Raw genomic sequence first — 20,385 nt, 5'->3', positions numbered from 1 at the left:
AAGCCCAGGCGCGAACGAGGCGGCCTGGGCGACGCAAAGGGTACTGAGACAATGAAAAAGAAAGCTGAATGGCCGCGCAAGCTGCGCTCCTACGATTGGTTCGGTGGCACCGGCAAGAACGCGATCATGCATCGCTCCTGGATGAAGAACCAGGGCTTGCCGGCCGATACGTTCGACGGCCGTCCGATCATCGGCATCTGTAACACCTGGTCGGAGCTGACGCCCTGCAACGCGCATCTGCGCGATCTTGCGGAGCGCGTGAAGCGCGGCGTCTACGAGGCGGGCGGTTTCCCCGTGGAATTCCCGGTCTTCTCTGTCGGCGAAAGCACACTGCGTCCGACGGCGATGATGTTCCGCAACCTGGCGGCCATGGACGTGGAAGAAGCGATCCGCGGCAATCCGGTCGATGGCGTCGTGCTGCTCGGCGGCTGCGACAAGACCACGCCGAGCCTGCTGATGGGCGCTGCCTCCGTCGACATCCCGGTCATCCTCGTTTCCGGCGGCCCGATGCTGAACGGAAAGTGGCGCGGCAAGGATGTCGGCTCCGGCACGGCAATCTGGCAGTTCTCGGAAATGGTCAAGTCCGGCGAGATGTCGCTGGATGAATTCATGGATGCGGAGCAGGGCATGGCCCGCTCGGCCGGCAGCTGTATGACCATGGGTACGGCCTCGACCATGGCGTCTATGGCCGAAGCGCTCGGCATGACCTTGCCCGGCAATGCCGCCATCCCGGCTGTCGATGCGCGCCGTCGTGTTATCTCGCAGCTGTCAGGTCGCCGTATCGTCGACATGGTCAAGGAAGACCTGAAACCATCAGACATTCTGACCAAGGAAGCCTTCGAAAACGCTATCCGCGTCAACGGCGCCGTCGGCGGCTCGACCAACGCCGTTCTGCACCTCCTCGCGCTCGCGGGCCGCATCGGCGTCGACCTGTCGCTTGACGATTGGGATCGTCTGGGCCGCGAAGTCCCGACCATCGTCAACCTGCAGCCTTCGGGCAAGCACCTGATGGAAGAGTTCTACTATGCCGGCGGTCTGCCCGTCGTCATCAAGGCAGTCGGAGAAATGGGCCTGCTCCACAAGGACGCCATCACGGTCACGGGCGACACGATCTGGGCAGGGGTCAAGGATGTCGTCAACTACAATGACGACGTCATCGTCCCGCGCGAGAAGGCATTGACGCAGTCGGGCGGCATCGCCGTTCTGCGCGGCAACCTCGCGCCGAAGGGCGCGGTCCTCAAGCCGTCAGCCGCTTCGCCGCATCTGATGCAGCACAAGGGCCGTGCCGTGGTCTTCGAAAGCATCGAGGATTATCACGCCCGCATCAACCGCGACGATCTCGACATCGACGAGAACTGCGTCATGGTGCTGAAGTATTGCGGCCCGAAGGGTTATCCGGGCATGGCCGAAGTCGGCAACATGGGCCTGCCGCCGAAGGTGCTGAAGAAGGGCATCACCGACATGATCCGCATTTCCGATGCGCGCATGTCGGGCACGGCCTACGGCACCGTCATCCTGCACACGGCTCCGGAAGCTGCCGATGGAGGCCCGCTGGCGCTGGTCCAGAACGGCGACATCATCGCCGTCGACGTTCCCGCCCGTACCATCCAGCTCGAAGTGTCGGATGAGGAACTGGCAAAGCGCCGCGCCGCTTGGGTTTCGCCGGTCAAGCCGCTCACCGGCGGCTATGGCGGCCTTTACGTGAAGTCGGTCATGCAGGCGGATACCGGCGCCGACCTCGACTTCCTCGTCGGCCCGCGCGGCTCGGAAATCCCGAACAATCGCGACAGCCACTAAGATTGGTGTCTGGAATTGGAAGGGGCGGGACGAGAGTTCCGCCTCTTTTTCACTGCCGCACTTTGGGGTGGTATTGACTGTCGTGAGCTAGATGACCATATTTCATGTACATCTGTACAGGAATAATGGCCATGTCTATCAAATCTGTCGGCGCAGCCGAATTCAAGGCAAAATGCCTTCATCTGATCGATCAAATGGGCGACGACGGCGAGCCGATTATCATTACGAAGCGTGGAAAGCCCGTTGCTGTGCTGACACCCGCGCCGGAGAAATCAGATCGCCCCAGTGTCATCGGCGCGATGAAGGGTAGCGTACTCCAATATGACGATCCGTTCCTGCCCGCCATCGATGCTGAAGAATGGGATGCGACGCGTTGATCGTCATTGATACGCATATTCTGATCTGGGCTATGCATGACGATCCGCGGCTGAATGCGGGGGCTCGGCAGCTTATCGATGAAACTACGGCGCGCAGTCGCGTTCTGATCTCGGCGATCACGCCGTGGGAAGTCGCTATGCTCGCACAGAAGGGACGCATCGCGCTTGGTTACGACGTTGGTCGTTGGCTCGACGCGGCACTTGCTTTACCTGGCTTGCAGCTTGCTCCCATAGAGCCACAGATTGCGGTGGATAGCGTGCGCCTGCCGGGCGAGTTCCACGCCGACCCGGCCGACCGGATTATTGTGGCGACGGCACGCTTCCACCGTGTCCCGCTACTGACCGCCGACCATGCGATCCTTCATTATGGCGGCAAGGGCCATGTCGACGTTTTCCCTGCGGGATGAATTGCGTCTCTATCAGCTCTGGCTCTGGCTTTGCCCCTGGCTTGCCACCGTCACCTTGACCGTAAGAGTTTCGCCCGGTGTGCCGACCCGCATGCCGGAGACGGGGGCTGCGTCGCGATAGCAGAGGCCGGTCGCGACGCGGACATAGCGGGCGTCGGGGCAGACGTCGTTGGCCGGATCGAAGCCGACCCAGCCGAGGCCGGAAATATGCGCCTCGGCCCAGGCATGGGTTGCCGCCTGCTCGTTCTTGCCGTCCATCATCAGATAGCCGGAGACGTAGCGCGCCGGTATGCGCAATGCGCGGGCGGCGGCGATGAAGATATGGGCATGGTCCTGGCAAACGCCGCTCTTCGCCTCCAGCGCCTGTTCCGCCGTTGTCTCGGTGTCACTAGTGCCCGGCTTGTATTCCACGGTCTCGTGGATTGCCTTCATCAGCGCGTGCATCTTGCCGAGCTCGTCGTCACCTGAAACGCCGCGCAGCAGTTCCTTCGTCAGCTTGCCAGCCTTGGTGCGCGGCGAGTCCCGCAGGAAGAGCCAGAGCGGGCTGAAGCCCTGATGCAGCCCGACGACGCCGTTGAGGTCCTGCGTCTCGACTTCGCCTGAGGCAATGATCTTCGTTGCGTCCTGCTGCCCGTCGAGGGAAACCAGCGTGGCGCGATTGCCGAACTGGTCGTCATACTCAACCTCAGGCTTGGCGCCTTCGACCGAGAGTTTCCAGTCGATAACCGTCTGTCCCACGCCCGTCAGCGGCGTCAGGTGAAGCCGTTGCAGGGAAAACTGCGCCGGCTCGTCGTAGCGATATTCCGTGATATGGCTGATCGTCAGTCTCATGATATCGCCCGCCTATTCGTAGAACCGGTAGCCGTCGGAGATTTCGGCGCCCAGCTTGTTGTTGTGGGCGACGAAATCCTCGAGGAACTCATGCAGGCCCTGGTCCATGATGCGCTTGATCGTCAGCTTCTGCAGCGATTGGCGGATGGCCTCCGCGGTATCGTGCGCCGGCAGCTTTTTTTCATGTTCGGCGCTGAGATAGCCGATATTGCTGACGATCTTCTCGTAGCAATAGGCAAGCGAACGCGGCATCTGCCCGTTCAGGATCAGGAAGTCGGCAATATTGGCCGGCTTGTATTCGGGATCGTAGGCCCATTTATAGGCCCGGTGCGCCGAGACGGACCGCAGGATCGATTCCCATTGCGCATTGTCAAGCGAAGAGCCGACATGCGAGACGGATGGCAGCAGGACGTAATATTTCACGTCGAGGATGCGGGCGGTATTGTCGGCGCGCTCGATGAAGGTGCCGATGCGGGCGAAATTATAGAGCTCGTTGCGCAACATCGAGCCGTGGAAGGCACCGCGGATCAATCCGGCCCGCCGCTTGATCACGTCGATCGTCTCCGGCAATTCGGCCGTTTTCAGCCGCTTGCCGAGCAGGGTCTTCAGCTCGATCCAGCATTCGTTGGTCGCCTCCCAGGTGTCGCGCGTCAGCGCCGTGCGCACCATACGGGCATTGTTGCGGCCGTATTCGATGCAGGACATGACGCTCGACGGGTTGGAGCGGTCGCGCATCAGGTAGTCGATCGCGTCGGCGCCGGTCAGCTTGCCATGCACTTCATTATAGGCTTCGCGCACACCGGCGCTTTGCAGGACTCCATCCCAATCGTCATCGATGGCGTCGCTGCGCGTCAGCGACATACGCTGACCGGCGTCGACCAGGCGGGCTATGTTTTCGGCGCGCTCGATGTAACGGAACATCCAGTAGAGGCCATTGGCGGTTCTTCCAAGCATGTCCGTCTCAGTCCTCCAGAACCCAGGTGTCTTTGGTGCCGCCGCCCTGGCTGGAATTGACCACCAGCGAGCCTTCCTTCAGCGCCACGCGGGTCAGGCCGCCGGGGATGATCCGCACCTTGTCTGAGACCAGCACATAGGGGCGCAGGTCGACATGCCGTGGCGCGATGCCCTTATTGACCAGGATCGGCACCGTCGACAGTGAAAGCGTCGGCTGAGCGATGTAGTTGTTCGGCCTGCTCTTCAACTTCTCGGCAAATTCCGTCCGCTCCCTCTTGGAGGCCGTTGGCCCGACCAGCATGCCGTAGCCGCCGGAGCCGTGGACTTCCTTGATGACGAGATCGGCCAGGTTTTCCAGCACATATTTCAGGCTGTCTGGCTCGGAACAGCGCCAGGTCGGCACGTTTTCGAGGATCGGCTTGCGGCCGGTGTAGAATTCGACGATCTCGGGCATGTAGGAATAGATCGCCTTATCGTCGGAAATGCCGGTGCCCGGCGCATTGGCGATGGTGATATTGCCGGCGCGATAGACATCCATGATGCCGGGAATGCCGAGCGCGGAATCCGGGCGGAAGGTGAGGGGATCGAGGAAATCGTCGTCGACGCGGCGATAGAGCACGTCGATGGCCTCGTAGCCGCGCGTCGTGCGCATCTTCACCTTGCCGTCGATGACGCGCAAATCCGAGCCTTCCACCAGTTCCACGCCCATCATGTCGGCGAGGAAGGAGTGTTCGTAGTAGGCGGAGTTGTAGATGCCCGGCGTCAGCACGGCGACGCGCGGCTTGCCCTTGCAGCCGGGAGGGGCGAGCGACGCGAGGCTCTGTCGCAGCAGCAACGGATAGTCCTCGACGCGCTGCACCTTGTTCTGGTGAAACAGTTCGGGGAACATCTGCATCATCGTTTCGCGGTTTTCCAGCATGTAGCTGACGCCGGAAGGCGTGCGGGCATTGTCCTCAAGCACATAGAATTGGTCTTCGCCGGTGCGCACGATGTCGGTGCCGACGATATGGGTGTAGACACCGCCCGGCGGACGAAAGCCGATCATTTCAGGCAGGAAGGCGTCGTTCCTTTCGATCAGCTCGCGCGGGATGCGGCCGGCGCGAATGATTTCCTGCTTGTGGTAGATGTCGTCGAGGAAGGCGTTGAGGGCGATGACCCGCTGTTCGATACCCTGGGCGAGCTTGCGCCATTCGCGGCCTGATATGATGCGGGGGATGATGTCGAAGGGGATGAGCTTTTCGGAGGAGTCTGCGTGTCCGTAGACCGCGAAGGTAATGCCCGTTTTCCGGAAGATGGTTTCCGCATCGCGGGATTTGGCAATAAGGTGGCCCCTGTCCTGGCCTGAGTACCACTCGAAGTATTTCTCGTAAGGCGCGCGCGGACTTTCATCCGCAGTAATCATTTCATCAAATGCCAAAGGTGCGGTCCCCGTGTTTTTACCCATTTGAATACAACGGTTTTTACAATGCAAGAACTATGCGCAGTTGCCGTTGCGAATTTCGCAACATCGAAAAATGCCGGATTTACAGGCATTTAAGAATAATCCGATCGTCACCCGCCGGCTTTCGCCGCAATGCTTGGGTCAAAATTTGAGCATCTGCTTATTTTGCGGACTGAGCCCCTGGATAGTAACCGGAGTTTCTAAAACCAGAGCGATGGTTCGCCGGCTGTGAAGAAAAATTGATGGCTGTTTTCAGCAGATCGATTTTGACCGCTCCGCCGCCATCGGCTATCAGCCTTCAACCTCTCAGCGCGAAACCCCGAATTCGACCAGGATTCCGGCTCCGACGCGCGAAACATATCGGTCCGATTTCCATGTCCCTCGATAAACTCGCGCCGGCGATCTTCGTCCTTCTCTGGTCCACCGGCTGGATCGTCGCAAAATATGCCTCGCAGCATGCAGGCCCTTTCACCTTCCTGATGATCCGCTACAGCCTATCGGCTCTCGCCTTTGTGCTGCTCTGTTCCATCGTCGGCGCCCGGTGGCCGCGCGATTGGTCGAGCGTGTTCCGGGCCATCTATTCCGGCATTTTCCTGCACGGCATCTATCTCGCCGGTCTCTGGTGGGCGATTGCCGAAGGCGTGCCGGCCGGTATCTCCGGCATCATCGCGGCGCTGCAGCCGCTGATGACCGCCATGGCCGCGCCGTTCCTCGTCGGCGAACGACTGCAGCCGATCCAGAAGGTCGGCCTGCTGCTCGGTTTCCTCGGCATCGCCATCGCGATTTCGCCGAAGCTTCTGGCGACGGATACGGCCGATCTCTGGCAGTCTGCCGTTCCCCTGGTCGTCAATCTGCTGGCGATGGTCTCCGCGACCTATGGCACGCTTTACCAGAAGCGCCATCTGCAGACCGGCGATCTCAGAACTATCGCGACATTGCAATATGTCGGCGCACTGATCGTCACCGTGCCGCTCGCCTTCCTGTTCGAAGGTGTCCGCTTCGACGGCACGCATGAAGCCATTCTTGCGATGCTCTGGTCCGTCTTCGGCCTGTCCATGGGGGCCGTCGGGCTGCTGCTCTACCTGATCCGCAGGGGGCAGGTGTCGCGCGCAGCATCGCTCATCTACCTGATGCCGCCAGCCGTCGCCATCGAAGCGGCCATTGCTTTCGGCGAGCCGCTGACACTGCCGATCATCATTGGCACCGTCATCGTCGTGATCGGCGTCTATCTCACCAACCGGCGCGCGGCGGCTGTGGTCCCGGAATAGGTTGGTTTACTGAAACGAAAAGGGGGCCAATCGGCCCCCTCTTGCTGTATCAGGCGCGTTCGCGGCGCTGGCCACCGTTGCCGGGGCCGCGGCGCTTCATGCGGCCGTTGCCGCCATTGCGCTGTTCGCCCTGGGCGCTGCGCTCTTCATTGTGGCGGCCCGTGGGGCGGCCGTGGGCGTGGCGCTGTCCGCGATGGGCGCCGCCCTCATGCGAGGCGCCATTGCCGTTGGCCTGGCCGTTGTGCTGCTTGCGAGCGGGACGAAAGTCCGAAGTGGAGACGAGATCGTTGTCCACTTCCGGGCGCGGTGTCTGCTCGTTGCGGCGCTGGCCGCGGAAATCGGCATTGCGGTTGTTCTCACGCTGCGGACGATCTTCGCGGGGACGGCGATCCTGGCGCTCACCGGCCTGGCCGCGAGCTTCGCCGTTTTCGTTGTCATGGAATGGACGACGAGCCGGGCGAGCGGGACGGCCTTCCTGGCGTCCCTGACCTGCGCCACCACGACCTTGACCTTGGCCCTGGCCGCCACGATTACCGCCGCGGTTGTTGCCGCGAGCCGGGCGGCCGCGATCGGCCGGAGCTTCGCCGCTGGCAACGGCAATCTCGATGCCCATCAGGCGCTCGATGTCGCGCAGCAGGCGGATTTCATCAGGAGCACAAAAGGCGATGGCGATGCCGTCACGGCCGGCACGCGCGGTGCGGCCGATGCGGTGGACATAGGCGTCAGGCACTTCCGGCAGGTCGTAGTTATAGACATGTGAAACGCCGGGGATGTCGATGCCGCGCGCGGCAACGTCGGTGGCGACGAGAACGCGGATTTCGCCGTCACGGAAGCCCTTGAGGGCGCGCTCGCGCTGACCCTGGCTCTTGTTGCCGTGGATCGAGGCGGCGGCAAAGCCGACGTGTTCGAGATGCTTCATCAGCTTCTCGGCACCATGCTTGGTGCGCAGGAAGACCATGGCGCGGCCATCTGGATTGGCGGAAATCGTTTCTTTCAGGATTTCGGTCTTGTGGTTCTGGCCGGAAACGAAGTGGACATGCTGCTCCACCTTGTCGGCGGCCTTACCCGGAGGCGATACTTCGACCTTGACCGGGTTGGTCAGATAGTCGGCGGCGAGATCGGCGATCGCCTTCGGCATGGTGGCTGAAAACAGCATAGTCTGGCGCTTGGCCGGGACCATTTTCGAGATCTTGCGCAGATCGTGGATGAAGCCGAGATCCAGCATCTGGTCGGCTTCGTCGAGGATGAGGTAGCTGACCTGGCCGAGCGACAGGGCGCGGCGGCTGATGAGATCAAGCAGGCGGCCGGGGGTAGCAACCAGAATGTCGGTGCCGCGCTCGAGCTGCAGTTGCTGCTTGTTGATCGAAGCGCCGCCGACCACGACATTGATCCTCAGCGCCGTCTTGCGGACGAAGAGGCGGAGGTTATCGGCGATCTGGTTCACCAGTTCGCGGGTAGGGGCGAGGATCAGGGTGCGGACGGTACGGTTGTCGGGGCGCTTGGCATCCTTCAACAGCATTTCGATGATCGGCAGGCCGAAGGCGGCAGTCTTGCCAGTGCCGGTCTGGGCGAGGCCGATGAGATCGCGGCCCTGGAGAACGAGGGGGATGGCCTGCGCCTGGATCGGCGTCGGCGTGGCGAAGTTGTTCTGCGACAGCGTATCGACGATCTGCTTGGAGAGACCAAGCGAGTGAAAATCGGTCAATTCAATACCTTTCGGGGGCGCCAAAGCAAATAGGCCGGGTCGCACCATGCGGTCCGGTCTGTCTCTGGCGTCAAGAACCCCGCGTGAAGTGGGAACTTGTAAGTTGGAAATAGCTTTCCAGCGCATCGGCCGCAGCGCTTGGCGCGGCCTTATTCATAAAAGCGCTTTTGTCCTTCTCTTGCGTACAGATTGTCCCGCAGGGCACGCTCACGCGGCGGCCGGAAGGTGAAAGCTGAGGCGCATTTGGTCTTATTCGCGACCAAAGTCAAGAGGTGTGGGCAAAAAGCTTTCAACAGGCAGACGAAAATGCCGCCGGAAATCCGGCGGCATCGAGATCGGATACGGCGATAGCGAAAGCCATAAGCAGCTTGCGTCGTCGTCAGCGGCAGACTTCGACCCGATAGGGCCGACCCCAGCCATCATGGCGCCATGCCCAATAGCAGCTCGGATAGGCGCGGACATAGGCCGGAGCATAATACGTGCGATAGGCCGGATAAGCCGGATAGTATGAAGGATAGACCGGGTAGGCAGGTCTTACCGCCTCGGCGGCCAGCGCGCCGCCGATGACACCGGCTGCAAGGCCGCCGAAAATGGCGCCGCGTTCGGAGGCACCGGCATTGGTGGTGGTTACGGCCGTGGCGCTGCCAAGCGTCAGCGCGATCAAACCGGCCGTCATTAAAGTGCGAAGCACAGACATTGATATCCCTTTCCAAAAAACAGCGGCCTCCCAGCCGAAGCCGAGTTTGAAGGTGCGTGGGAAAGGGGGCGAAGTCGCGACTAAAAAGAGAGCCGCGACATTAAATTTCGTTCATGATGAGGCGGTAAAAGCCTTTGATTTTCAACTAAAAATCGGTGGGGACGCCGCCTTCCTTCTTGCGTCTGGCGACAAAGGCGTCGAGCTCCTCCTCGATGGCAGCGTCGAGCGGCGGCTGTTCGTAGCGCGCGAGCGTTTCCTTGAAGATACGGTTGGCATGATCGTAGGTTGTCGGCCGTCCGGCTTCCGTCCATGTCTCGTAGTTACGCCAGTCCGACAGGATCGGCGAATAGAAGGCGGTTTCATAGCGGGCGAGCGTGTGGGCCGTGCCGAAATAATGCCCGCCGGGACCGACATCGCGCACGGCGTCGAGCGCCAAGGCGTCGCTGCTGACGTCGAGCGGCGTCAGGAATTCGGCGACCATCTGCAGCATGTCGACGTCGAGGATGAATTTCTCGAAAGAGGCGGTCAGGCCGCCCTCGCTCCAGCCGGCGGCATGGAGTACGAAATTGCCGCCGCCCTGGGTCAAGGCCCAGAGAGAAAGCGCCGATTCGTAGGCCGCCTGGGCATCGAGCGTGTTCGAGGCGTTCGTGTTGGATGTGCGGTAGGGGATGCCGTAGCGGCGGGCGAGCTGGCCGCCTGCGATGACGGCCTTCATATATTCCGGCGTGCCGAAAGCGGGCGCGCCCGTCTTCATGTCGACATTCGAGGTAAAGCCGCCATACATGACCGGCGCGCCCTTGCGCACCATCTGCGTAAAGGCGATGCCGCAGAGCGCCTCGGCATTCTGTTGCACCAGCGCGCCGGCAATCGTCACCGGCGCCATGGCGCCCGCCAGCGTGAAGGGCGTGACGACCACCACCTGACCGCGCGACGACATTTCGATGATGCCCTGCAGCATCGGCCCGTCGAGACGCAGCGGCGATGAGGAGTTGATGACGGTGAAGAGTGAGGGTTCGCGCTCCATCTGCTCCATGCCGATGCCGCGGCCGATGCGGGCGATCTCGATCGCGTCGAGATTGCGCTGCTGGCCGAGCGAATAGCAGTGGAAGGCCTTGTCGGTCAGCTTCACGATATCGGAGAGGCAATCGAGATGGCGCACCGAGGGATGGATATCGATGGGCTCGACCGGATAGCCGCCGGTCATATGGATGACGTCGTAGGACTGGGCGAGCTTGATGAGCTTGCGGAAATCCTCCTGATTTCCGGCTCTCCTGCCGCCTTCGCGGTCCGCGACGAAGGGCGCGGAGGCGACCTGGGCGAAGACGAGATTGCGGCCGCCGATCTCGACGTTTCTCAGCGGATTGCGGGCATGCAGGGTGAAGGTCGATGGAACGGAGGCGATCAGCTCCAGGATTAGGTCGCGGTCGAAGCGTACGCGCTCCTTGCCGGGCGTCACGTCGGCGCCGGCGGCCTTCATGCGCTCGCGCGCTTCCGGCAGGATGATATCCATGCCGATCTCTTCGAGGATGGTCAGCGACGCCTCGTGAATATCGTCCAGGGCCTCGGGCGACAGGAGTTCCGTGCGAGCGAGATTATTGACCAAATTGAGATACTTCGTGCCGCTCGGCTTGCGGCCGCGCTCGGCCCCGCGACCGCCGGCCCGCCGCCGCCGTTCGCCCGTCACTGCCGCGGCCTGCGCTTCGTTCAAGGTCAGGCTTGCTTCGTCGCTCATACCGCTCGCTCCCAATGATCCGTTGACGGATTCTTGGCAGAGTTTGCCTCGGCGTGCCGCCGTCGTTTGCGACCAAGACATGGCCGTTATAGGATAGTGCATAGTCTGAACGCGACGTTTCGGTGGCGGTTAAACATGGTTAACGCCTTGTTAAAGCCAAATGTGTTAGAGCGTCGTTTCATGAACTATCATGCGCGGTGAGAAGAGGGGCTCCGTTTGACCCTGGACGGTGAACTGCTTGACATAGTGTGCCGCCGGATCGCCAATCTGGACAGGCCCGCCTACATCAAGAACAGCGAGCTTCGGTACGTCGCCGTCAACGATGCCTATGCGCGTTTTTTCGGCGGCGATATTTCCGATTTCATCGGCAATCGTAGCCAGGACCTCCTCGATGCTGGCGAGAGCGCCGACAGGGAGGACAAGGAGCGTCGCGCTCTCGTCTTCGGTTCGGAGGAGGTCGCGCTGTGCTTCGATGCGTCGGGCCGCCAGCGTTTGCGCGTGGAAATCGAGAGCTTTTCCCCGTCTGAAGACCGTGTCTACATATTCGGGGTGTTCCTCGCCGCACCGGCTGTCGCGCGCGATGCCCCCGCTGCCGGGGCAGTGCAACGGGAGGCCGATGAGCCCGGTTTTTTCCGCAGCGTTCTGGAAGGCTTGCCGGTTGCCACCTTCGTGCGCGATTCCAGCCATCGCTTGATTTATGCCAATGCGGCCCATGCCGATATTACCGGGCTCGATCGTGACGAAATGCTCGGAAAGACTGAGCATGAAATGTTCGACGTCGGCGCCGACGATTTCTTCGTGGAAAACGAAGCCGTGCTGCAGGAAGGGCGGAGGCATGAATTCGAAAGTGAAATCGTCGACCGGCAGCAGGTGACGCATCCGGTGAAGATTTGCCTCAACCGCGCGACGACGGCGGATGGCAAGCATTACGCCGTGGGTTCGGTCACGGATACTTCGGCGCTGAAGCAGCGCGAGATGCAGCTCATCGAGGCGCAGGCCCGTGCCGAAGCGCTGCATCAGGATCTCGACAATATCCTCCGCTCGATGCCGATCGGCGTCCTGATCCACAACGGCGACCATATCGTCGAATACGTCAACGATGCCTTCTACGACATCTGGGAATATTCGAAGGACGAGCACTTCGGAGGCCGCCCCTATCGCGATATCATCGCAAAGCACTACGAGTTGGCACGCTTCGGTGCCGATGGCCGCAGCGTCGACGACATATATCAGGCGTGGCTGGCCAAGCTGCGCAAGGGCGGCGAGCATCTACAGACGGAAGTGAACTTTGCCGACGGCAAATCCGTCATCATCGATGCGCGCCAGATTTCCAATGGCCGGACATTGATGTCCTACATGGATATTTCTTCCGTGAAGCAGCAATCCAGGGAGATCACCGAGACGCGGCTGGCGCTGGAACACCTCGGTGAGTTGATGGCGGATGCCATGCAGGCCATGTCGCAAGGCCTGCTGATCGTCCAGGATGGCGCGATCCTGCTGGCCAACGATCGGCTCAAGGACATGCTGAAACTGCCGGCCGAGCTCACCGAGGTGGGCAGGGACTGGTCAGCGGCGTTCGACTATTGCGCGGAACGCGGTGACTTTGGCAATGGTTCCGAGGGTCTCAGGGAATCATGGGCGGAGAGCGTTGCGGCGGGCAAGCCGATCTCGTGCGTGTTCCAGGTCGTCGGCGACCGCTGGATACAGCTCGGCGCCGCGATCGGCGAGCATCGCCGCTGGACGGTGGTGTTTACCGATGTCACCGAGATGAAGGAACGCGAGGCGGACCTGCAGCTGCTGCTGGCGCGCAGCAATGCCGCAGATCGGGCGAAATCCGAATTCCTGACCCATATGAGCCATGAAATCCGCACGCCGATGAACGGCGTGCTCGGCATGGCGGAGCTGCTTGGCAAGACGGATCTCGATCCGCGGCAAAAGACCTTTGTCGATATCATCGTCAAATCGGGCAATGCATTGCTGACCATCATCAACGACATTCTCGATTTTTCGCGCATCGACACCGGCGATATGCATCTGCGCAAGATGGCATTCGACCCCGCCGAAGCGGTCGAAGACATAGCGACGCTACTGGCCGCCGCCGCGTCTGAAAAGAATATCGAGCTGATGGTGCGCATTGCTCCGGGCGTGCCGGCGGCAACGCTTGGCGATGCCGGCCGCTTCCGCCAGATCGTGACCAATCTCGTCGGCAATGCGATCAAGTTCACCGAACGCGGCCACGTGCTGGTGGAGCTGGACAGCCAATCCGCGCCGGACGACGACATATTGCTCGTGCTCCGCATCGAAGATACCGGGATCGGCATTCCCGCCGAGAAGCTCGATACGATCTTCGATAAATTCTCGCTGGCGGATTCTTCCTTTGCGCGGCGCCTCGAAGGGTCGGGTCTGGGCCTTGCCATTACGGCAGGCCTCGTCGATCTTTTCGGCGGTTCGCTGTCGGTCGAGAGCGAATGGGGCAAGGGATCGGTTTTCACGGTTCATCTGCCCATGCCGCTGGTCGCCCCACGCGGCAAGGTCCCGGAACTGCCGGCCAACGTGAAGCGCGCCGGGATCCTGATCGTGGAAGACGACGAGATCCATCGGCGCATATTGGCTGAGCAATTGGCGCAATGGGGTTTCGACAGCCACGCGGCCGAGGACGGCAAGACCGCGCTTGCCATTCTGGATGCCGCTTTCGACATGGGCGTACCGGTCGACGCGATCATCGTCGACTACAGCATGCCCGGCATGAGCGGTTATCAGATCGCAAATGCGGTGCGCGCCGACCCACGCTTCGAGGCGCTGCCGATCGTATTTCTGACATCGATGGGCGTCGCCGGTCGCGACAAGGATTTTACCACCGTCAACGGTCAGGCGCATCTGATGAAACCCGTGCGTGCCAATGTGCTGCGCAACACGATCATCGATGTCGTGCGCGCGTCGCGGCGGAAAAACGCAGACGAGCAGCCGGGCTCCGCTGCCCGGCCGTTGCCGCTAGAGGCCGAGGCTGCAGCTGCGATCGAGGCCACCGACCGGATAACGCCGACCAGCCCCGGCAACGCCATCGACGTTCTCGTGGCCGAGGACAACGAGGTGAACCAGATCGTCTTCACGCAGATCCTGCAGGCGACCGGGCTTCGCTTCCTCGTCGTTGAGAACGGCCAGGCGGCGGTGGACACATGGCGTCAATTGCGGCCGTCGCTGATCCTGATGGATGTTTCCATGCCGGTCATGAACGGCCATCAGGCAACGCGCATGATCCGGCAATTCGAAGCGCAGACCGAGCAGGGACGGCATGTGCCCATCATCGGGGTGACTGCACAGGCATTGGACGTCGATCGCATCGCATGCATGCAGGCGGGCATGGACGACTGCCTGTCGAAACCGATCAGCCCCGAACTTCTCGAGGCGAAGATTGAGCGCTATCTCGGCGACGCGGTTTTCCAGGCCGATCGCTCCAACAGCTAAGATTCAGCTCGATAGGCCGAGCGCAAGGCTCGATGACGGCTTTCGGCCATCGCGACGGCGGGTGCTCTCAGCCATCCGTCGACACGGTCACGGATTTCCATGCTTCGATCTCCTGTTTGAGGCGCTCGATCTTGTCCGTCACAAGGCCGAGGGCATCGCTGCCGAGCAGGAGCTGCGGCGGAGGCGTATCGGACTCGATCAGGTCCAATACGGCTGCTGCGAGCTTGTCCGGATCGCCGAGCTGCTTGCCGCTTTTAGATTGCCTGGCCTGCCGGATCGGATCGAACAGCGCGTCATAGTCCGCGATCGAGCGCTCGGTCCGGATCATCGAGCGCCCGGCCCAGTCCGTCCGGAAAGAGCCGGGGCATAGGGCGGTTACTCGAACGCCGAATGGCGCCATCTCCGCACGCATGACTTCCGAAATGCCTTGAAGGGCGAATTTGCTTCCGCAGTAATAGGCGATGCCGGGCATGGTGATCATGCCGCCCATCGAGGTCACGTTGACGATGAAGCCGCTGCACCTTTCGCGAAAGCGCGGCAGAAAGGCTTTAGCGACCGCGACGGCGCCGAAGACGTTCACGTCGAACTGACGCCGCATTTCCTCGAGGGACGACTCCTCGAGGATCCCCTCGTGACCGTAGCCGGCATTGTTGATCAGCACGTCGACCGGTCCATGCTCGTCTTCGACCTGTTGAGCGATGTCGGCTATCCGGTCGAACTCCGTCACATCACATAGGACGGACCGTGCCGCCGGCAGGCGTTCCGCAAAAGCTGCCCGCGACTGTTCAGAGCGGACGGTGCCGATAACCTTATGGCCTTGGCGGCTCGCGGCCGCTGCGATCGCGAAGCCGAAGCCGGAGTTCGCGCCGGTGATGAAGAAGGTTTTTCGTGACATGTTTGGCGTTCTCTTCTTGATTGGTTGATGCTGATGACTGATAATCTTCGAAACTGCTGTCGGCGATCGCGAAAACTATGAATACCTTGCCAAATCCTATGAAGATGGAGAATGGGAAGTCGAAGCGTCAGGAACTGGTGGAGCTGGCGGGACTTCTTGCTCCTCGCCAGGGATACAACCCGACTGGGCTTGCCGGCGTGCGCATTCTCAGGACCGAGACGGTCCTTCACGACGTTCCCGTGCTCTATAAACCGGGTGCGGTATTCGTGTTGCAAGGCCGAAAGCAGGGTATGCTTGAGGGCGAGGTGTATCTCTACGATGAGGAGCACTATCTGGCAGTATCGGTGCCTGTTCCGTTTCGGATGGAGTCCTCGGCCAGCGCAGAACGCCCCTTGCTTGCCGTCTATGTCGAGTTCGACATGCTTCTGGCTGCGGAGATCGCCTCGGAAATGGGGATGAGGGTTTCCGAACCGAAGGCCGACAAGGTGCGAAGTCTGATATCGAGCACAATGGAGCCGGTTATCGAGGACGTCGTGCTGCGTCTGCTGCGGGTGCTGGGTGATCCCGTCGAGCTCGCGGTTCTGGGAGCAGGAATCCTGCGCGAGCTGCATTACCGGGTGCTTGTCGGCCCGCAGGGCGGTGCGGTGATTTCTGCCCTGCAGCAACGGGGCACGTCCGGGAGGATCGTGCGAAGCCTGGCCCGGCTGCGCGAAACCTACAGTTCCGAGATTTCGGTCGCCGTACTGGCGCGGGAAGCAGGCATGAGCGTCCCCTCCTACCACGTCCATTTCAAGGTTCTGACGGGCAGCAGTCCGATACAGTATTTAAAGGCGATGCGGCTCCATGAGGCGCGGCTGATGCTCGCGCGCCACGACAGGACGATCTCGGAGGTCGCGGCATCGGTCGGCTACGCCAGTCCCGCCCAGTTCAGCCGTGACTTTAAACGGCACTTTCGGCGTACGGCATCGGAGGAGGCCAATTGGGTTCGCCAGCATTTGGGTGAGCTGGCTTGATCCCCGGCGACGGTCATCGTCCCGCTTGCGAAATGAGCCCCGACCTCAGGCCGGCTTGACGCCGCAGAGCATTTCCCGCTTGCCGGCGAAGCCCTTGCGTCGCTCGACGATAAATCCAGCCGCCTGCAGGTTTCGGCGCACGAAGCCCGCGGCTGCGTAGGTGGCGAAGGTGCCGCCGGGAGCTGTCTTGTCGTAGAGGGCCCGCATCAGCTCGGGCGACCACATGTCGGCATTGCGCGACGGTGCGAAGCCGTCGAGATACCAGGCATCGAAGCCTGATTGCGCGAGGTTCACTCCCTCCAGCGCCGAGCCGCAGACGACGCTGAGGCGCGTGTTTTGATCGAGCGCCAGCGAGACTATGCCTTGCGGATCGTCAGGCCAGGCGGCAACAAGGGCTTGACGTTCGCGATCGATTTCCGGCCAGTGCGACAGAGCACGGTCGATCTCGTCCGCACGCATGGGATAGAGTTCGAACGACATGAAATGCAGTTGCGAACCCGATCCCTCCTGCTGCCGCCACTGGCGCCAGGTCTCGCAGAAGTTCAGGCCGGTGCCGAAGCCGAGCTCGCCGATGAGCAAGTTTTGCTGCTCCTGCCAGCGGGCGGGCAGGCCATTGCCGGCCAGGAAGACGTGGCCGCATTCCAGCCGGCCGTCGGTCTGGCAATAAAAATGGTCGCCAAAGGCCGTCGAATAGGGCATATCGCCGTCGCGCCATTCGAGCTCCGGGCTTGCCGCATTGGTTTCGGACGCTTCAGTCCGATCGGAAACTGGATCTGTCATGGAAAGAGCCGATAATCCCACACGACCCGTCGGTCAATCGTCCGTCGATCTGTTGATCGTCGGCGGAGGGATCATGGGCCTGTGGGCAGCCGTTCACGCCGAGCGTCTCGGCATTCAGGCCCTGCTCGTCGAAGCCGGCCATTTCGGGCAAGGGGCGAGCGGCGGCCTGCTTGGGGCGCTGATGCCGCACATGCCGGATAAATGGTCTGAGAAGAAGCAGTTTCAGTTTGATGCGCTGGTGGCTCTGGAAGAGGAAGTCGCAACATTGGAGGCGGAGACGGGGCTTTCGGCGGGCTACCGTCGCGCCGGCCGGCTGATCCCGCTGCCGAAACCGCATCTACGGCAGATCGCATTTGGGCATTCCCGGGATGCGGAAACGCATTGGCAGCATGAGGAGCGCCGGTTTCACTGGCATGTGCTCGATGCGGCGCCTGTTCCAGGCTGGATCGATCCCGCAGCCGGCGAAAGCGGCTTCGTCTTCGATACGCTTGCGGCGCGGGTTGCTCCGCGTGCTTTGCTGAATGTGCTTCAGAGATCTCTTATGGGGGCACTACATGTCCGGCTGGCCGAGGGCGTTGCAGTCGAAAGCATCGATCCGGATGGGGGGCTCGCGCGGACGAGCGAGGGCGATATCCGCTTCGGACGCTGTATCCTTGCCGCGGGGCATCGGTCGTTTCCGATCCTCGACGCGTTGACGGCAGGCCGCAAGTCCTCGCTTGGCCAACCGGTCAAGGGACAGGCGGCCATGCTGAAGGCCGATGTCGATGGGGGCCTCCCGGTTATTTTCCGGGATGGCCTCTACATCGTTCCGCATGAGAACGGACTGGTCGCGGTCGGCAGCACGAGCGAGAATCGTTTTGACGACCCGCTGTCGACCGATGGGCAGCTAGACGATCTGCTTATCGCAGCGCGCGCCATGGCGCCGATGCTGGCCGGCGCGGAGGTGGTGGAACGCTGGGCCGGCCTGCGGCCGAAGGCGGTCGATCGCGATCCGATGGTGGGCGCGCATCCCGACCACCCGTCGCTGATCGCATTGACGGGCGGCTTCAAGGTGAGTTTCGGATTGGCGCATCGGCTGGCCGAGGCGGCGGTGCGGGAGGCGGCGGACATGCCTTGTAGCTTCCAGTTGCCGCAGAGTTTCACTTTAGCAAGTCATATTTCAGTCATATCACATAAAACGTGAATTCATGCTCCTTTTGGGTCGTCAATCTGTCACGCAAATCACCTATCTCCTTGGCCGTGAGCCCATGCCGGTCAGCCGGTCTATCGTGCCTTGGAGGAATTTATGCGTTACGCCATTTGCTTCACGCCGTCCGCGAGTGATCCGCTGACGCTTGCGGCGGCAAATTGGCTCGGCCGCAATGTCTATTCCGGCGAGATGGTCGATCCGCCTGCCATTCGCGGGCTCGGCATACACGAGATTGCCTTCTATACCGCCGTTCCCCGCCGTTATGGTTTCATGGGCTTGCTGAAGGCGCCCTTCCGGCTGGTGGAAGATATGTCCGAGGCCGCGATGTTGCGCGATCTCATGCGGTTTTCCGGCTCCGTCGCGCCTTTTGAAATCCCTCGGCTGGAGGTCGCGCGGCTTGGCGGAGCGCTGGGCCTCGTCGCATCCGCCCCCAGTCAGCAGATGCATTTCCTGGCGGCATCCCTGGTTCAGGCCTTCGACCAGTATCGCGCGCCATTGACCGAGGCGGAGATCGAGCGCATCGATCCGGACGGCCTTTCGGCGACGCAATTCGCCAACCTGCACCGCTGGGGTCATCCGCATGTAATGGACGAGTTCCGCTTTCAGATGATGCTGACGGGCACTGTCGGCCCGGCTGATCTGCAGCGCATGGAGCGGTCATTGCGCGACTTCTTCGAGCCGGCGCTTGCCGCACCGGTCCCGGTATCCAATATCGCGTTGATGATGGAAGACGGTTCCGGTGGTCCCTTCCGTGTGCATTCGCTGCACCCGATGGGAAAGATCAGCGCCCGGAAGATCGCGTAGGCTAGCGCGGCGGGCTCGCCATTGAAGAGAAAGTGATTTTCCCACTTTCCGTCTCGACTTTCCTGGCATGGATGCTACCGTCCGCTGATCAGAGAAGGTGCTTCAATGTCGGAAAATTACTCCCGCAATCTCATCGGCTACGGCCGTAACACGCCGGATCCCAAATGGCCCGGTGATGCCCGCATCGCGGTGCAGTTCGTGATCAACTACGAAGAGGGCGGTGAAAGCTGCATTCTCGACGGCGATCCGGCTTCCGAAAACCTGCTCTCCGAGATCGTTGGCGCGGCACCTTGGCCGAACCAGCGCAATCTCAACATGGAATCGATTTACGAATACGGCGCGCGTGCCGGCTTCTGGCGGTTGTGGCGCATGTTCACGGAGCTCAAGGTGCAGGCTACCGTCTATGGTGTAACGCTTGCCATGGCACGCAATCCGGAGGCGGTTGCCGCGATGAAGGAAGCCGGCTGGGAGATTGCCAGCCACGGCTATCGCTGGCTGGAATACAAGGATTTCCCGGAGGATCTGGAGCGCAAGCACATTCTCGAGGCCGTGCGGCTGCACACCGAACTCACCGGCGAGCGGCCCTACGGAATGTATCAGGGCAAGCCTTCGGACAATACGCTGCGGCTCGTCATGGAGGAGGGTGGGTTCCTCTATTCCTCCGACTCCTATGCCGACGATCTGCCCTTCTGGGTCGATGGTTTGAACGGCAAGCCGTTCCTGATCATCCCCTATACGCTCGAAACCAATGATATGCGCTTTGCCACGCCGCAGGGCTTCAATTCCGGCGACCAGTTCTTCACCTATCTCAAGGATGCGTTTGACACGCTCTATGAAGAGGGCAAGCAGGGCAGCCCGAAGATGATGTCCGTCGGCCTGCATTGCCGCCTGGTCGGCCGTCCCGGCCGTGCTGCCGCGTTGCGGCGCTTCATCGAATATGTGCAGAAGCACGACAAGGTCTGGATGCCGAAGCGTATCGACATCGCCAACCACTGGCATGAGCATCATATGCCAGGGGGCGAGCGTTGAC

17 protein-coding genes are annotated in these 20,385 nt (G+C 61.5%); 9 read left to right on the top strand and 8 right to left on the bottom strand.

What is annotated here, in order from left to right; all coding sequences use genetic code 11:
• Window positions 1-51: 51 nt before the first annotated feature.
• The 3 genes from araD to ACPYOP_RS25345 all read left to right on the top strand — a co-directional run bounded on the left by araD (window position 52) and on the right by ACPYOP_RS25345 (window position 2,581).
• Complete coding sequence (araD, locus tag ACPYOP_RS25355) at window positions 52-1,797, top strand: L-arabinonate dehydratase (RefSeq protein WP_015340744.1); 1,746 nt, start codon at window positions 52-54, stop codon at window positions 1,795-1,797.
• A 131-nt stretch (window positions 1,798-1,928) separates the two neighbouring features.
• A complete protein-coding gene (locus tag ACPYOP_RS25350) occupies window positions 1,929-2,174 on the top strand; it encodes a type II toxin-antitoxin system Phd/YefM family antitoxin (RefSeq protein WP_481413036.1) in 246 nt (81 codons plus the stop codon).
• Window positions 2,171-2,581: a type II toxin-antitoxin system VapC family toxin gene (locus ACPYOP_RS25345; RefSeq protein ID WP_481413035.1), complete on the top strand. Its 411-nt coding sequence runs from the start codon at window positions 2,171-2,173 to the stop codon at window positions 2,579-2,581. The genes ACPYOP_RS25350 and ACPYOP_RS25345 overlap by 4 nt, the downstream gene beginning before the upstream one ends.
• 12 nt (window positions 2,582-2,593) lie before the next feature.
• On the opposite strand, the gene ACPYOP_RS25340 is transcribed toward ACPYOP_RS25345, so the two are convergent.
• Genes ACPYOP_RS25340 through ACPYOP_RS25330 form a run of 3 tightly spaced genes read right to left on the bottom strand, consistent with a single transcriptional unit; the run spans window position 2,594 to window position 5,783 of the window.
• Window positions 2,594-3,412 (bottom strand): transglutaminase family protein, encoded by an 819-nt coding sequence (locus tag ACPYOP_RS25340; protein WP_481413034.1) that lies wholly within the window; start codon window positions 3,410-3,412, stop codon window positions 2,594-2,596.
• 12 nt (window positions 3,413-3,424) lie between these two features.
• Window positions 3,425-4,366: an alpha-E domain-containing protein gene (locus ACPYOP_RS25335; RefSeq protein WP_481413033.1), complete on the bottom strand. Its 942-nt coding sequence runs from the start codon at window positions 4,364-4,366 to the stop codon at window positions 3,425-3,427.
• Between the two features lie 7 nt (window positions 4,367-4,373).
• Window positions 4,374-5,783, bottom strand: coding sequence for a circularly permuted type 2 ATP-grasp protein (locus ACPYOP_RS25330; RefSeq protein WP_481413032.1), 1,410 nt, complete (start codon window positions 5,781-5,783; stop codon window positions 4,374-4,376).
• A gap of 398 nt (window positions 5,784-6,181) precedes the next feature.
• Between ACPYOP_RS25330 and ACPYOP_RS25325 the strand changes: the two genes are divergently transcribed.
• Window positions 6,182-7,075 (top strand): DMT family transporter, encoded by an 894-nt coding sequence (locus tag ACPYOP_RS25325; protein WP_481413031.1) that lies wholly within the window; start codon window positions 6,182-6,184, stop codon window positions 7,073-7,075.
• A gap of 49 nt (window positions 7,076-7,124) precedes the next feature.
• Here ACPYOP_RS25325 and ACPYOP_RS25320 read toward each other — a convergent pair whose 3' ends face one another.
• The 3 genes from ACPYOP_RS25320 to ACPYOP_RS25310 form a co-directional block, all read right to left on the bottom strand.
• Entirely contained in the window at window positions 7,125-8,828 is a 1,704-nt protein-coding gene (locus tag ACPYOP_RS25320; protein ID WP_481413030.1) for a DEAD/DEAH box helicase, read from the bottom strand.
• 331 nt (window positions 8,829-9,159) lie between these two features.
• A complete protein-coding gene (locus ACPYOP_RS25315; protein WP_481413029.1) occupies window positions 9,160-9,477 on the bottom strand; it encodes a hypothetical protein in 318 nt (105 codons plus the stop codon).
• A gap of 145 nt (window positions 9,478-9,622) precedes the next feature.
• Window positions 9,623-11,209, bottom strand: coding sequence for a trimethylamine methyltransferase family protein (locus ACPYOP_RS25310; protein WP_481413028.1), 1,587 nt, complete (start codon window positions 11,207-11,209; stop codon window positions 9,623-9,625).
• A gap of 216 nt (window positions 11,210-11,425) precedes the next feature.
• Here ACPYOP_RS25310 and ACPYOP_RS25305 point away from each other — a divergent pair, with 216 nt between their 5' ends.
• Entirely contained in the window at window positions 11,426-14,674 is a 3,249-nt protein-coding gene (locus ACPYOP_RS25305) for a response regulator (RefSeq protein WP_481413027.1), read from the top strand.
• A 67-nt stretch (window positions 14,675-14,741) separates the two neighbouring features.
• Here ACPYOP_RS25305 and ACPYOP_RS25300 read toward each other — a convergent pair whose 3' ends face one another.
• On the bottom strand, window positions 14,742-15,569 hold the full coding sequence (locus ACPYOP_RS25300) for an oxidoreductase (RefSeq protein WP_481413026.1): 828 nt from the start codon (window positions 15,567-15,569) through the stop codon (window positions 14,742-14,744).
• A gap of 77 nt (window positions 15,570-15,646) precedes the next feature.
• Here ACPYOP_RS25300 and ACPYOP_RS25295 point away from each other — a divergent pair, with 77 nt between their 5' ends.
• Complete coding sequence (locus ACPYOP_RS25295) at window positions 15,647-16,582, top strand: AraC family transcriptional regulator (protein ID WP_481413025.1); 936 nt, start codon at window positions 15,647-15,649, stop codon at window positions 16,580-16,582.
• Between the two features lie 45 nt (window positions 16,583-16,627).
• Here ACPYOP_RS25295 and mnmC2 read toward each other — a convergent pair whose 3' ends face one another.
• Window positions 16,628-17,362 (bottom strand): tRNA (5-methylaminomethyl-2-thiouridine)(34)-methyltransferase MnmC2, encoded by a 735-nt coding sequence (gene mnmC2, locus ACPYOP_RS25290; protein WP_481413024.1) that lies wholly within the window; start codon window positions 17,360-17,362, stop codon window positions 16,628-16,630.
• On the opposite strand from mnmC2, the gene ACPYOP_RS25285 reads away from it, so the two are divergent.
• The 3 genes from ACPYOP_RS25285 (at window position 17,361) to puuE (ending at window position 20,384) form a co-directional block, all read left to right on the top strand.
• On the top strand, window positions 17,361-18,545 hold the full coding sequence (locus tag ACPYOP_RS25285) for an NAD(P)/FAD-dependent oxidoreductase (RefSeq protein WP_481413023.1): 1,185 nt from the start codon (window positions 17,361-17,363) through the stop codon (window positions 18,543-18,545). The two genes, mnmC2 and ACPYOP_RS25285, sit on opposite strands and share 2 nt — an antisense overlap.
• A gap of 102 nt (window positions 18,546-18,647) precedes the next feature.
• The gene (locus ACPYOP_RS25280; RefSeq protein ID WP_481413022.1) at window positions 18,648-19,355 is read left to right on the top strand and encodes a DUF1045 domain-containing protein; all 708 of its coding nucleotides are present in this window, start codon (window positions 18,648-18,650) and stop codon (window positions 19,353-19,355) included.
• A gap of 105 nt (window positions 19,356-19,460) precedes the next feature.
• On the top strand, window positions 19,461-20,384 hold the full coding sequence (gene puuE, locus ACPYOP_RS25275; RefSeq protein WP_481413021.1) for an allantoinase PuuE: 924 nt from the start codon (window positions 19,461-19,463) through the stop codon (window positions 20,382-20,384).
• The last annotated feature ends 1 nt before the right edge of the window (window position 20,385 follow it).

The organism is Rhizobium sp. KNZ2-6A, assembly GCF_056755475.1.
The sequence above is the reverse complement of the archived record's forward strand: the minus strand, read 5'-3'. Positions and strand labels throughout refer to the sequence as shown.